This is a genomic window from Hahella sp. KA22 (assembly GCF_004135205.1).
GTDB lineage: Bacteria > Pseudomonadota > Gammaproteobacteria > Pseudomonadales > Oleiphilaceae > Hahella.
In genome coordinates this window covers 3,829,751-3,844,414 of sequence record NZ_CP035490.1, presented here as the reverse complement: position 1 = coordinate 3,844,414, position 14,664 = coordinate 3,829,751, and the positions used below count along the sequence as shown (strand labels likewise).

The window sequence follows — 14,664 nt, the reverse complement described above, 5'->3', positions numbered from 1 at the left end:
CAGTATAGACCCTCAACGGCGCTTGGACCTCGCCATTGCGCCGTTTCATTATTTTGCAGTAGGCCCGGTGAAACGACTGGGCTTGACTACTTTCCGCTCAGGCCGGTAGGCGTCCGTCACTTCAAAGAAAACATCGCTGGAGCGTTGCAGAATCTGACCTGGCCGCATCGATAACGTAACAGGTACGCTGACGGCGCTTTCCGGCCCAACCTGTACTCTGCGTTCGCCGCCCATCTCCAGCCCTTCCAGACCCGACGCGTTGATCAGGAACGTTTTCGGCTCATTTTCTTTATTCAGAATATCCAGTATGTAGCCGTTTTCTATACGGTTTTCCGAGTTGTACCGATACAGTCCGCGGTCTTTGGCCACATCCAGAGATAGCAGCGGTCGGGAAGCCATTACCCAGGCGAACACGCTGATCATCAGCAGCAACACGGCTCCGTACCCCAGCAGTCGCGGCCTGAGTAGGCGCGCCTCGCCGCCTTTCAATGCGCGTTCGCCGGTGTAGCGCACCAGACCCGCGTCATACCCCATCTTCGCCATAACCGCGTCACAGGCGTCGATACAGGCGGCGCATCCTATGCATTCCATTTGCAGCCCGTCACGGATATCAATGCCAGTGGGACACACCTGCACGCACATGCTGCAATCAACGCAATCCCCCAGACCTTGTGTGCGATACGGCGCGTTCTTCTTGCGCGGACCACGAGATTCGCCTCTGGCGGCGTCATAGGTCACCACCAGAGAGTCCTCATCCAGCATGGAAGACTGGAACCGTCCGTAGGGGCACATGTGAAAACACACCTGCTCGCGCAGCCAGCCGGCGTTCAGATAGGTGGCGACGGTGAAAAAGCCGATCCAGAACAGGCTCCAGCCGCCGACTTCCAGGGTCGCCAATTCCATAACCAGACTGCGGATGGGGGTGAAATAACCGACAAAAGTCACCGCCGTCGCCAGACTGACCAGCAGCCACAGCCCATGCTTGAGTCCGCGCCGGGTCGTCTTCTCCAGGCTCAACGGCGCTTTGTCCAGTTTGATGCGTTGATTACGATCGCCTTCCGTGACCTTCTCCGCCCACATGAACACCCAGGTCCACATGCTCTGAGGACAGGCGTAGCCGCACCATGCGCGTCCGGCGAACACAGTCAGGAAAAACAGGCCAAAGGCGCCAATAATGAGAATGCCGGAAAGCAGAATAAAATCCTGCGGCCAGAAGGTGTCGCCAAAGATATGAAACTTGCGGGAAGCGATATCCCACAGCACCGCCTGTCGACCTTCCCAGTTCAGCCAGGCCACCCCGAAATACAGGGCGAACAGCAGAAAACCGCCCAACAGACGCAATCGCCTGTAGCGGCCGCTGAAACTGCGGGTATGAACCTTGGTGCGGGACTCATACAGATCAACCGTCACCGCCTCGATATTGTGAACCGGGATATGCTCGCTCATTCGCCGCCACCTTCCTTTTTACATCCAAAAGTCAGGCGGGATTATTCCGGCGTACGCGGCAAACAAACAGTTTCAGAAAAGATTTAAAAAACCATATCAGATGGCGATTTATCGCTGACAGACATGACTGGTTTTTTAAAAGGAACGGACCAGACGACCCAGTACCTCCATGGCCTGCTCAAACTCCGGCCCCCAGGGGTGGCCATAGTTGAGCCGGATAAAATGGCGGAAGCGACGCGTGGCGGAGAAGATTGGGCCCGGAGCAATGCTGACGCCCTGCTCCAACGCCAGTTTAAACAGGGCCAGCGAATCCACAGCGGCGGGTAATTCGAGCCATAAGAAGTAGCCGCCGTCAGGCCGCGTCACCCGGGTTTGCGACGGGAAATAGCGATCTATCGCCGCCAGCATCTGGTTCTGCTGTACTTCCAGATTATGACGCAGCTTGCGCAAATGACGGTCATAGCCGCCGAATTGCAGGTAGTCCGCAATAGCCGCCTGAGCGGGAATGGATGCGGAAATCGTCGTCATCAGACGCAGACGCTCCACCTGCTGGGCGAAACGACCGGCGGCGGTCCAACCAACGCGATAACCGGGAGCGAGGCTTTTCGAGAAGGAGCCGCAGTGCATCACCCAGCCGTCTTCATCAAAAGCTTTGGCGGGTTTGGGCGCATGGGCGCTGAAATAAAGCTCGCCGTAGACATCATCTTCAATCAAGGGAACCTGATGTCGTCGCAACAGGGCGACCAGCCGACGCTTTTTCTCCTCCGCCAGGGTGACGCCCACCGGGTTCTGAAAGTTGGACATCAGCCAGCAGGCCTTGATCGGGTGATTGGCCAGCGCCTGCTCCAATACGTCCAGATCCATGCCTGCGCCGGCGTCCACGGGAATCTCCACCGCTTTGAGCTGCAGCCGCTCCAACACTTGCAGGCTGGCGTAGAAAGCGGGGGATTCAATGGCCACCAGATCCCCTGGCTGCGTTACCGCCTGCAGACACAGATTCAGCGCCTCCATCGCCCCGCTGGTGATGACCAGTTCCTCCATCGGCGCGGAGACGCCTTCCATGACATATCGCAACGCAATCTGACGACGCAGATCCCGATTTCCCGGCGGCAGATCGGCGACCACGGAGCGTAAATCCATCAAACGCGTGGCCTTGGCCATGGAGCGCGCCAGCCGTTGCATGGGAAACAGCGTCGGACTGGGAAACGCAGAGCCCAGCGGCGTAATGGCGGGATCGCGCACGGAGCCGAGCACGGAAAACACCAGTTCACTGACGTCCACCGAGGTAGAAGCCAACGTCTGTCGCGGGCGTTTTTGCGCCGCCGGCGCCGCTTGCTTGGCCTGATTGCAGACAAAATAACCCGAGCGCGGTCTGGAGCGGATCAGGCCGCGATTTTCCAACAGGTAATAGGCTTCAAACACGGTGGAGGCGCTGACGCCATAGGTCTTACTGGCGTTACGCACCGACGGAACCCGGCTTCCCGCCGGCAGCACGCCGGAGCGGATCAGGTCCGCGATCTCATTCGCCAACTGCTCGTAACGTTTCATCTTGCGGCAATCTTGATGGGTTCAATATCTGTGAAAACGGCGCTAATCTCGCGCCAGAATACGGCGGGCGAGCGCCGCCACGGGCGCGTCCAGCATACGGCCATCCAGGTTCGCCGCTCCCAGCCCCTGCTGCTCCGCCTGCGCCATGGTGGCGATAACCCGCTGCGCCCATTGCTTTTGTTCCTCGGTATAAGCGAAAGCGCGATTGACGCAGGGAATCTGACCGGGATGCACGCACAAGGCGCCGCTAAAGCCCAGCGCTTTGGCCTTGGCGAGGTTAGCGGCATAGCTGTCCAGGTCTTTGAATTCGCCAATGGAGCCAGGCAACCCCAGGGCGTCGATGCGCCGTTCTCCCGCCACCAGCGCTATTTGCTGGCAGGCCGCCAGCAGGCTGTCGGGCGAGGCCAGCGCTCCCAGCTCCGCCGCCAGATCTTCTGAGCCCATGGCCAAGGCCTTTACCCGCGCCGAGGCTGCTGCAATGTCGCGTAAGTCCAGTACGCCTTTGCAACTTTCAATCTGCGGCGTCAGCGCCATGAAGCCAGACTCCAGCGACTGACGCGCTTCCAGGACGCTCAGATACTGACAGATCAAACGGATCACGCCGGCTTCCTGGGTTTTGGGCAGGAACACCGAATGCAGATCCGCCAGCGGCAGCGCCTGCAGGTCCGCCGCCAGATGCTCAAGATCGCCATTGATGCGCACCGCCACGCGTTTTCCTTCTTCCCGCAGCGCCGTCACAATTTGCGGCAGCGCCGCTCGGGCCTGGGCTTTATCGTTGCGAGGCACGCTGTCTTCCAGGTCGATGATAATCACGTCCGCGTCCAGGCCGCCCGCCTTGACGACAAACTCAGGCCGATTGCCGGGAATAAACAGGTAACATCTGGCGTAACAGTAAGAGGTAGCGGCAGGTTGATCCATGAGAGCGCCTATTTATTAATCAGGCAGACAAATAGCTTCCTTCTATTTGTCTGCAACGACAGGGCCTGCACATGTCAGGCCCTGTCTCCCGCGGCTTAACGCCGCGCAGGCGCGTCCATGCGCCTGATGATTAACATGCCAATATCATTGCCACGTTAATAATAAATCGGTTCAAGACAGAATGATGACGGCGTTTAACATGATAAGCTACTTTATTGTTATATTTGAGCTTTTATCGCTTAATCCCGTCACGCTATAACTGGCGCGCTCAGGACAGAGCCCCTGATGCGCAGGGCGGATTCATCGCTCAATAGTTAAGAAGTCTCTGAAAACAGGGTTGCTGTATGAACGTAGTCGTAAAAAATTTAGAGATCCGCAGAATGCGGGATGAAGACAAACCTGCGGTGCTGGCGCTACAGGTGCACGAGGAGCAAGTCCCCTACGTCGGACACACGCGGGACATTCTGCAAGTGGTAGGCCCTGACCATCACTGTCACGTGCTGACGCTAAACGATGAAGTGGTCGGCTTTTTCATTATCGACGTCGCCTATCACCAGAATTTCAACTTCACCCTGGACGACGAATTAGGGTTGCGCGCCTTTCTGATCGACGCTGGCAGGCAGGGACAGGGCCTTGGCAAGAACGCTACGCGGGCGTTAAAGCCCTATCTGGATGAGGCTTACAGCGACAGATCGTCCATCGCCCTCACCGTGAATTGCCGGAACCCGGCCGCCTACCACTGCTACATCGGCGGCGGTTTTACCGATACCGGCGAGCAATATCTGGGCGGCAAGGCCGGCCCACAGTACATCCTCAGAATGCCTGTGGGCGCATCGCTTTAAGCCATCGCCTCGCTCAGGCTGGGGTAATCCACGTAGCCTTCCGCGCCGAGCTGCATAAAGGTCTCTGGATGCGGGTCGTTAAAATCAGCGTCGACTTTAAAGCGCGCCGGCAAATCCGGGTTAGCGATAAACAGGCGCCCAAAGGCCACCGCCTCCGCCTTGTTATCCGCCAGCAACTGCTCCGCCCGCTCCTTGGTCATTTCTTCATTGGCGATAATCGCGCCGCCGAAGTTCTTGCGCAGAGTCCCGCCCAGTTCATCGTCAACGATAGGATCGCGAGAGAAAATGAATGCGATTCCGCGCTCGCCCAGTTGTTGCGCAACATAGCCGAACGTGGCGACCGGATTGGAATCGGACATGGAATGCGAAGGGCTGCGCGGCGCCAGATGCACCCCGACGCGCCCGGCGCCCCAGACAGAGATACAGGCGTCGGCGACTTCCAACAGCAGGCGCGCGCGGTTTTCCACGGAGCCGCCATAATCATCGGTGCGCTTGTTCACGCCATCCTGTAGAAACTGGTCCAGTAAGTAGCCATTGGCCGCATGGATTTCCACGCCGTCAAATCCTGCCTCCCTGGCGTTTTCCGCGCCTTTGCGAAAGCCTTCCACGATAGCGGGAATTTCATCGCGCTCCAGCGCTCTGGGGGTCACAAAAGGACGCATGGGGCGCAGCAGACTGACATGTCCTTCCGCCGCAATCGCGCTGGGAGCGACGGGCAATTCGCCGTCCAGGAAAATCGGATCGGAGATTCTACCCACATGCCATAGCTGCAGGATGATTTTACCGCCGGCGGCGTGCACCGCGTCAGTGACTTTCCTCCAGCCCTGCACCTGTTCCGCAGACCAGATGCCCGGCGTGTTGGCATAGCCGACGCCTTGCGGGATCACTGCGGTCGCCTCGCTGACGATCAGACCCGCAGAAGCGCGCTGTGCGTAATACTGCGCCATGAGTTCATTAGGAACGCGCCCTTCTCCACCTGCGCGACTGCGAGTGAGCGGGGCCATGACGATACGGTTGGAAAGCTCAAAATCGCCGATGCGGATCGGATCAAACAATGAAGCCATCATTCAGTCTCCCTGGATAGCGATGAAAATAGTAAGAGGCCGCCAACCGAAACAGGTCGCCGCCCGACAATGGGAAACAATGTAACCAACACGGTTACACATGGCAAGAAATTTTTTCTCACTTAATCGAGGTCTTCAGATATCTCCTGTTTGGCGCAATAGTAATGCACGCCCGCGTTATCGGCGACCTGACGCGCCACATCCGCAATAGTGGTCTGCGCCAGAGAGGCGTCCATGGTGGCGGAAATGCGTTGAAACTCATCTTCCAGCACCGAGGTGATATTGCAGCCGATATAGCATTGGGGATTGGGTTTGGAGCGATGCAGGACGAAATAATTGGGCTCTTCCACCGCCTGATAGACATCCAGCAGTGTAATCTCATGTGCGGGCCTGGCGAGCAAAGCGCCGCCGCCCACGCCCAATTGCGAACGGGTCATGCCCGCCTCCGCCAGTACGCCCAAAAGCCGTCTCACCACCGCCGCATTGGTGTTCACGCTGCAGGCGATATCCTCCGAACGCACCGCCTTGCCTTTGTGTAGAGCCAGGTCGGCGAGAATATGAATCGCTACGGCGAAACGGGTGGATGTAGGCACGGTATTAACCTTCGTCATCAGTGAAATCTGGCGTAAGCCGCTTATCTCAAGGGCTACGGGCGCAGTATTGTATTTTAGGGTGCAAAACGCAAGTTCAGCCCTTGGCGCTCGCATTGAAGAGTTACAAGTATGCAATCTCTTCTTCGCAATGCTTGCCTTTGTATTTTAACGCCGCCCCGCAAGCGCCGCCACGTCAGGGATTTTCCCATTTCGCCACTTACTTTATTGTTAAATAACAACAACTTGTAGCGTTTCACCCCATGGCGTCGTTATGAGGCTTTATGATCTAATAAATGCAGCAAACCACTGCGTTTCCGCTGCAGTCTGGCCGGGAGAGTTGTTTCGCTATTCCCGCCCACGCCATGGCCAAGGCTTCCTTATAAGCCGTCCGGGCCGCCAGCGCGCGACCTTGGTTATCACATTATTTCCGGCAGGGATGGCGAGGAGCTCCACGCCATTCCCGCTATCACGGAGTTCCTTATGGACGCCTTATTTATCGAAGAGGGACGCTATACCCAGGACACCCGCCCCATCCGCATCGACACGCCTCTGGGTAAAGACGTGTTTCTGCTGCGCCATTTTCGGGGTCAGGAAGGGTATTCACAGCTGTTCCAGTATGACGTGGACTTGCTGTCCCACAAGCGGGATATTCGCGCCGAAGACATCATCGGCGAATCAGTGCAGGTCGCCATTGGCGCCGACGGCGGCGCGCCTCGCGTATTCAGCGGGCATGTGAGCTATTTCGAGTCCACCGGCCTGGAGAAACGGGGGCTGTACGGTTACAAAGCCGTTCTCGTCCCCTGGCTGTGGTTTCTGGGCAAGAATACCGACTGCCGGGTGTTTCAAAACATGACCGCCCCCAAAATACTGGAGGCGGTGTTCACGGAAGCGGGCTTTTCCGACTTCCGCTTCACCGGTCTGTACAACGAATATCCGGAACTGGAGTATTGCGTCCAGTACCGGGAGTCCGACCTGAATTTCGCCCTGCGTCTGATGGAGCAGGAAGGCATCTATTTCTATTTCGAGCAGGCGCAGAAGCGGCACATGTTGATTCTGGCGGACGACAAGTCCACCAACGCCTTTATGGAGCCCCGCAAGATTGAGCATAGTTCCCGGCCGCGCAATGGCGACTATATCCAGGAATGGCGTCGCAGCTACCAATATTTCTCCGGCAAATGGGCCCTGAGCGACTTTAACTTCGAAAAGTCCGACCAATCTTTGCTGGCGGAATGCTCCGCGCTGAACGAGCTGCGAGGCGCCTCCGCTTACGAGCGCTACGACTACCCTGGCGCCTTTGGCGACCAGGATCGCGGCCGCCGTTTGACCAAACTGCGCATGGAGGAAGAGGAAAGCCGCTTCACCCGGGTCAGTGGCAAAAGCAATCTGCCGCACCTGCTGGTGGGCCGAAAGTTCATGCTGGAGTCAGAAGAATGCGCCACTGACAACCGCAAGAATTTCGTCGTCACGGCGGTGCGTCATTACGCCTATGAAGGCGGTTACACCAGTGCGGACAGCCCGGAGAGCGCAGGTAAAGAGAAAAGCGTGTACTTCAACCGCTTTGAATGTCTACCGGACAACGTCAGTTTCCGCCCTGCCCTGAGCACGCCCAAACCTCGCATTGACGGCGTCCAGACCGCCATTGTCTGCGGCAAAAGCGGCGATGAAATTTACACTGACGAATACGGCCGCATCAAAGTTCAGTTCCATTGGGACCGCTACGGCGAACGCAATGAAAACAGCTCCTGCTGGGTGCGGGTAGCCACGCCCTGGGCAGGCAAGAAATGGGGCAGTATGGGCATACCCCGCGTTGGCCAGGAAGTGGTGACCACCTTTCTGGAAGGCGATCCAGACCGCCCGCTGGTGATTGGCGGCGTCTACAACAAGGGCAACATGCCTCCCTATTCCCTGCCGGACAACAAGTCCCGTTTCGGTGTGAAATCGCAATCCACCAAAGGGGGCCAAACCTCCAATTACAACGAAATTTCTTTCGACGACAAGAAGGGCGAAGAGTCGTTGAACATCCATGCTGAGAAAGACTTCAACATGGAGGTGAAGAATAACATCGGCGCCAACGCCAAGGGACATTCCACCAGCAGCATCGGCGGCAACGCTTCGGATTCGGTGGCGGGAAACAGTTCTCTCAGCGTCGGCGGCGATCATTCCGTCGCCGTGACCGGCAAACAGAACGTGTCGATCACCGGCGCGCAAACGCATTCCGTGACTGGCGCACAGACCTTAAATGTCGGCGCGGATCAAACCGAGAGCGTCTCCGGCAATATCACCCAGACCGCCACCAACCAGACATTGAATCTGTCAGCAGACCACACCATCAGCGCCACTAATCAGAAGATCAATCTGGGAGCGGCGCATGAGGTCAACGCCTCCAGCCAGAAATTCACCATCAGCGGCCTGCAAACCACACAGGCGGACGCGCAGACGGTCACCGTTACCGGCAAGTCCACCACCACCGCTACGGAAATCGATCTGGCGGCGGGAGGCAATATCTCCCTGCGGGTGGGCGGAACCAGCATCCAGATCAACGACGGCGGCGTTACCATCACCATTGGCGGCAGCTCCATCAAGGTCGATGGCGCCGGGGTGTCCGTGTCCGGTCCGATGATCAAATTGAACTGAGCCTCATGACAGAGAAAAATCCAATCGAGAAAGAGCTGGAAAAGCTCGACGCGCAATGGGAGACGTTCGTGGAGAGCGAGCGCCCCATTCTGCGCTGGAATATCGCCCCGGACGCCAACCAGCTGGTGGCGGGGTTTCTGAAAATGCGAGAGCAATTCGACGCAACCTCAGGCGAATTCTTCGTCGCCCTGCACTCGGCGTTTTCCTCCCTGGATCGTTTCGGCTTTGACCTGTCGGATGAGCTGAATCGGGAAATCGCAGCGGGCGTCGCCGCCAGTGCGGAGGACGAGGACGAGGAGAACCCGGAGGACGCTTTTACCTGGCGCGCCCCTGACCCGAAAAAAGCGCTCAGCGGTCATGACGCACTGTACAAAAGCTGTCACCAGATTCTGGAAGCGTTCGCCGATTACTTCTCCACCCTGGTGATCGCCATCTGGCCCCACGAGGTCAAAGACCTCAAGGCATGGCGACGCTGGCTGCAACTGGCCTGCGAGATTCATCGCGACTATAAGCTGTGGGGCGGCAATCTGAAGTGGATCATCATCGATAACGCCCAGCGTCCCGCCTTCACCAAACTGGCTCAGGATTACCCCTCCCAAATTTTCAGCCAGACGCCGCCCCTGAATCTGCGGAAAGCCATGAACAATATCATGGAGGAAGCGGATGATGGCTCCCCCGGCGCCGAGTTTCGCCAGTGTTTCGTGGACATGAATTACGCCGTACAGAACAACGATATCCCTGCTTTGCAAAACCGTTCCGAGCGCGCGCTTGCGATCGCCGGCGAGCAGGCGTGGTTCGATATGCAGTGCTCCGTCTTGCTGCTGCGCGCCTCTGGCTATCTGAACGCCAAACAAGCCGAAAAAGCATTACAGGATTATCAACAGGCTCAGCAGTACGCGTTGCAGGGCATCGAAGCGGAGCGCCCCGGCTGCGACAAATTACTGTTTCAGGCCCACATCAGCGAAGCCAGCGCTTATTTGAGCGAGAAGCGCTATGAAGAGGCCGCCAAGAGTTATCGCCGCAGCGCGGATATCGCCGAGGCCCAGGAGGACGCCATGATGTGCATGGAGAGCTGGCGCTTGCAATGTTATTGCCTGGAGCGTCTGAAGCTCAAGGGCTACGCCTGGGAAAGCGCCTTGCGCGGACTCAAGGCGGCGGGGCTGATCGAACCTGAGCAGCGCCAATACACCACTCTGCCTTACCTGGGAGAAACGCTGCTGCGCGTAGCGCCGACCCGGGAGGATAAAGATTACGCCCATGAAGCGATGACGGCCTTACTGGGCGAAGGCTGGCGGGAAGCTTCCGCCGCAAAGGCGGAGACAGTCTGATGCTGGCGGCCAAACACTTTGACCCGATACTGGGGATCGATATTCACTTGCTGGCGCTGCCGCCGGGAACGCCTATTCCTATTCCCCATCCCCACATCGGCATTATTTTCGATGTCCTGGATTACCTGCCGATCTTTGGCGGTACGGTGAAAGTCAACGGCGTTCCCCGCGCGACGGCAGGCACAGCGGGCAAGCCCATCCCGCACATTCCCATGGGCGGCCCTTTTGTCATGCCGCCGGGGAATGAAGACGAGATTTTCATGGGCGGCGCCACCGTGGTGGCGGACGGAGCCCCTTTCAGCTTCACCGCGCTGCCGGTGTTGAGCTGTCAAAGCGTGGGCATGCTGGCCCCCATTCGCGCCAAGAAACCCAAAAAATCCTATGGCATGGTGCTGCCGACCACCACTGTATTGCCGATTCCTATCGGCGCCCCGGTCATGATCGGCGGACCGCCCACAGTGGACGCCATGGGCATGGCCGCCACCGCCGGACTGGCCGGTTTGGGCGCGGCGTTCAAAAAAATGCGCAAGATGCAGAAAAGCAGTAAGCGCGTCAAAAAGATCTCCGACGCCATCCACAAGAAAGCCGACAAGCTCATGGATAAACTGGGCGCGCCGCCCAGCGTCCGCAACCGCGTTCACAAAGGCGTCTGCGCGGTCACCGGGCATCCGGTGGATGTGGCCTCCGGCAAGGTTTTTACAGACTGGATCGACTTCCAGTTGCCCGGCCCGATTCCGCTGTCCTGGGAACGCACCTGGTTCAGCTCCTCGACTTATCAGGGCTCCCTCGGTCATGGCTGGCATCACAACTACGACTGGAAGCTGATCGAAGAAGACGGCGCGGTTGCGGTGATGATGCAGGACGGCCGACATATGGCGTTTCCCGCGCTGAAGCAGGGAGAAGAGAGCTTTAACCGTCAGGAGCGCATGACGCTGCATAGGGACGATCAGGGCTATCGCCTCAAACATGTCGACGGTAACTGGTACCGATTCACCCCGGCGGCGCCCTCACGTCATGCGCAAGCGACGGTGGTGCATTATCTGAGCGCCATCACCGACGCCACGGAAAACGCCCGCATTCAGTTTCACTACACCGCAGGCGGCTGTCTGAGCCGAATCATCGACAGCGGCGGACGGCGCATTCAGTTTGAAAGCGATGCGGACAACCGCATCCGCCGTATCCTGCTGCCGCACCCGGATAACGCTGGCGAGTTTTACTGCGCCATGGAGTACGAATACTACGGCGGCGATCTGGTAGCGACCCGCGACGCCCTGGGCAATGCGTTTAGCTATCAGTACCAGAATCACCTGCTCTGTCAGGAAACCGGTTACAACGGGCTAAGCTTCTACTTCAAATATGACGGTGTTGACCACAACGCGCGCTGCATTCACACCTGGGGCGACGGCGGCATTTACAATCACCAGCTCGTCTACGACGATGAGAAAAGCCTCGCCATCGTACAAAACTCCCTCGGCTTTCAGACCGTTTACCACCATGACGGCGCCCTGCCCCATAGAATCGAAACCGCCTCCGGCGGCGTGATCGTCAACGAATACAACGAGTATTACCAAGTCACCTGCGAAACCAACGAACTGGGCCTGTCGACGCGCTACGACTACGACCCCCGCGGCAACCTCACCCAGATCACCCAGCCGGACGGCTCCGTGCTGCAGATGGAGTATGATGAGCGGGATAACTTCATCAAAGCCAAAGACCTGAACAACGGCGAGTGGCGCTGGGAATATGATGAGAACGATCAGCTTGTGGCGAAGTCGGACCCTCTCAATCGTCGCACCCGCTATGCCTACCAGAATGAAAAACTGATCTCCGTTATCAACGTATCAGGCCACGAAACCACCATTCAATACGATGGTTATGGCAATCCCTGCGTTGTGTCGTCAGCCAAAGGCGTCAAGCAGGAGTGGGTTTACGATAATCATGGACGCACAACTATCTCCACTAATCCGCAGGGAAATCAGAAGCGCGTCCAATACGACTTGCTCGGCCGCGTTACTGAGATAGTTGAACCGGACGGCAATGTTAAGACCTTTCAGTATGACCCGGAAGGCAATGTAGTTCGCGCCACTGACGCCCACTTAGACGTGCATTTCACTTACCAGGGATTGGGCAAAATGGCGTCTCGCACCCAGGCGGGAACCACGCTGCAGTTTGAATACGACACGGAAGAGCAGTTGATCGGAATCATCAACGAGCATGGCCACGCCTACCGTTTCGAACTGGGCCCTTCAGGGGAGATATTAACCGAGTCGGGTTTCGGCGGTCTGCTGCGCCGCTGTGAATACAATCCTGCAGGACAGATTCGACGGGTGACGCGCTCCAGCGGCCGCTACTCTGATTACGCCTATGACGCGCTGGGAAGAATTGTGCGCGTACTGCACAGCGACGGTGAAGAAGAACGTTATCAGTATCGCGCAGACGGCAAGCTCATGAAGGCGGTAAACGCCGATGCATCCCTGGAGTTTGAGCGTGACGTCATTGGAAGAATCATTAAAGAAAGCAACGGCGAACACTGGGTGCTTTCAGAATTCAATGGCGAGGACAGGCGCACTCGACTCAGCTCCTCACTGGGCGCAGCGCAACGCTTCCAGCGCGACAAGTTCAACAACGTCTCCCTTGTCGCCATGGGCGAGGACGCCTTTACTATCTCCATTGAACGGGACAGTTTAGGGAGCGAGCTGACGCGCCATCTGCCCGGCGGCGTCTCAAGCCGTTGGAAAAGAGACAAGTTCGGACGTCCCCACCGGCACAATCTGTATCAAGGCGACAAAAATCAGACAGCCAAAACCTACTTTTGGGGTATGAATACGCGCCTGGAAAAGATTCACGACTCCCAGCGCGGCGTCACCGTATTTAGCCATGACGAGCTGGGCCATCTGGTTTCCGCCCGTTATGGCGATGGCGAGATGGACCTGCGTATGCCGGATGCCGTGGGGAATCTGTTCCAGACGTACAATCGCAAAGACAGGGAGTACGGCGCCGGCGGCCAACTGCTGTGGATGCGAACTAATCAGGGTGTCGTCCACTACGAGTATGACCTGGAAGGCAATCTGATCGCCAAAACCGAGCCAGGCGGCAAAGTCTGGCGCTATACGTGGAGCGTCTCAGGCAGGTTGATCAAAGTCTTGCGCCCAGATGGACGCGAGGTCGCATTTACCTACGACGCCCTTGGCCGACGCCTCAGCAAGACGTTTAATGGCCGCACCACCCATTGGATCTGGGACGGCAATAACCCTCTGCATGAGTGGGTGCAGAAACCTGACGCCCACATGAAGCGCGCAGCCTGTGATTTATCTTCTCCGCTAAGGGAGAGCGTCTCTGGGCGTCCCGACATTACACGTCAGCCGGTTCAGGCTCAGGCTCCTCCGCAGGGAACAGAGGCGAATGAGAGCAAACTGATCACCTGGTTATTTGAACCTGAAGGCTTTACGCCAATGGCCAAACAGGTCGGAGACGACTATTTTTCCATCGTCGCCGATTACTTGGGTACGCCCTGCGCCATGTATGACGATGCAGGTCAATCTGTGTGGTCGGCGGATGTCAGCGTATGGGGCGATCTCAAAAACCTGAACGGAAGTAAGTCCGACTGTCCCTTCCGGTGGGAGGGACAGTACGAAGATGTGGAAACGGGCCTTTATTACAATCGCTTCCGCTACTACGATCCGCAGAGTGGACAGTACGTCGCCCAGGACCCTTCCGGGCTGTTCGGCGGCCTGAGACTACAGGGCTATGTAAAAGATCCCCTCTCGCAACTGGACCCATTCGGTCTGGTGAACTTCAACAAAATTGTTGGGGATAAAGGCGAAGAGTTCGCCGTAAAATTGCTGGAGGACAGTGGGTACACAGAAATATTTCCCATACAGAACAGCAGCAACAACGGTATTGATATTGTCGCCCGCTCGCCGGCGGGACGCCTGACATTCACAGAAGTTAAAGCCACTGTTAAAGATACGGTTGGTAAGCCGTCTAACCGCCAGGAGTACTTTCACAACTTTGTCGAGTTGGTGTTGAGAGAGGCTTCAACGGGAACCGGCGCTTACCAGAACACATCAAGACAATTTCAGAGGCAGGCCCGATCGGTTCTTAAAGAATTCAGGAAAGATCCGTTAAGCGTTTCAGGCTTGTTGATTGGCGTTGAGCTGGATAGAAATTCAAAGGGGCACCCTGTTGTGTTGAGGGCGATCAGAGTTTCTCCCTGGCCCAGATGTCCCGATGGATAGCAGGACAGCCAAGTGGTTACGCATGATTTCCCAATGATTTTTCAGATATTGAG

At 57.3% G+C, this 14,664-nt stretch carries 9 protein-coding genes; 4 read left to right on the top strand and 5 right to left on the bottom strand.

The window, feature by feature from the left end:
* Positions 1-48: 48 nt before the first annotated feature.
* From ccoG to EUZ85_RS17140, 3 genes are all read right to left on the bottom strand, one after another.
* On the bottom strand, positions 49-1,446 hold the full coding sequence (gene ccoG, locus EUZ85_RS17150) for a cytochrome c oxidase accessory protein CcoG (RefSeq protein WP_127970436.1): 1,398 nt from the start codon (positions 1,444-1,446) through the stop codon (positions 49-51).
* 135 nt (positions 1,447-1,581) lie between these two features.
* Entirely contained in the window at positions 1,582-2,994 is a 1,413-nt protein-coding gene (gene mapR / locus EUZ85_RS17145; protein WP_127970435.1) for a GntR family transcriptional regulator MpaR, read from the bottom strand.
* A gap of 42 nt (positions 2,995-3,036) precedes the next feature.
* The gene (locus EUZ85_RS17140; RefSeq protein WP_127970434.1) at positions 3,037-3,912 is read right to left on the bottom strand and encodes a CoA ester lyase; all 876 of its coding nucleotides are present in this window, start codon (positions 3,910-3,912) and stop codon (positions 3,037-3,039) included.
* 344 nt (positions 3,913-4,256) lie between these two features.
* On the opposite strand from EUZ85_RS17140, the gene EUZ85_RS17135 reads away from it, so the two are divergent.
* Positions 4,257-4,754 (top strand): GNAT family N-acetyltransferase, encoded by a 498-nt coding sequence (locus EUZ85_RS17135; protein ID WP_206618086.1) that lies wholly within the window; start codon positions 4,257-4,259, stop codon positions 4,752-4,754.
* Here EUZ85_RS17135 and EUZ85_RS17130 read toward each other — a convergent pair.
* Both EUZ85_RS17130 and EUZ85_RS17125 read right to left on the bottom strand, forming a co-directional pair.
* The gene (locus EUZ85_RS17130; protein WP_305000043.1) at positions 4,751-5,821 is read right to left on the bottom strand and encodes an alkene reductase; all 1,071 of its coding nucleotides are present in this window, start codon (positions 5,819-5,821) and stop codon (positions 4,751-4,753) included. The two genes, EUZ85_RS17135 and EUZ85_RS17130, sit on opposite strands and share 4 nt — an antisense overlap.
* Before the next feature lie 119 nt (positions 5,822-5,940).
* Positions 5,941-6,429 carry an Rrf2 family transcriptional regulator gene (locus EUZ85_RS17125; RefSeq protein WP_241567065.1) on the bottom strand — a complete coding sequence of 163 codons (489 nt, stop codon included), beginning with the start codon at positions 6,427-6,429 and terminating at the stop codon, positions 5,941-5,943.
* 462 nt (positions 6,430-6,891) lie between these two features.
* Between EUZ85_RS17125 and tssI the strand changes: the two genes are divergently transcribed.
* The 3 genes from tssI to EUZ85_RS17110 are packed head-to-tail and all read left to right on the top strand — an operon-like array spanning position 6,892 to position 14,611.
* Positions 6,892-9,045 (top strand): type VI secretion system tip protein TssI/VgrG, encoded by a 2,154-nt coding sequence (gene tssI / locus EUZ85_RS17120; protein WP_127970433.1) that lies wholly within the window; start codon positions 6,892-6,894, stop codon positions 9,043-9,045.
* 5 nt (positions 9,046-9,050) lie between these two features.
* Positions 9,051-10,373 carry a hypothetical protein gene (locus EUZ85_RS17115; RefSeq protein ID WP_127970432.1) on the top strand — a complete coding sequence of 441 codons (1,323 nt, stop codon included), beginning with the start codon at positions 9,051-9,053 and terminating at the stop codon, positions 10,371-10,373.
* Entirely contained in the window at positions 10,373-14,611 is a 4,239-nt protein-coding gene (locus tag EUZ85_RS17110; RefSeq protein WP_127970431.1) for a DUF6531 domain-containing protein, read from the top strand. Before EUZ85_RS17115 ends, EUZ85_RS17110 begins: the two co-directional genes overlap by 1 nt.
* Positions 14,612-14,664: the final 53 nt, after the last annotated feature.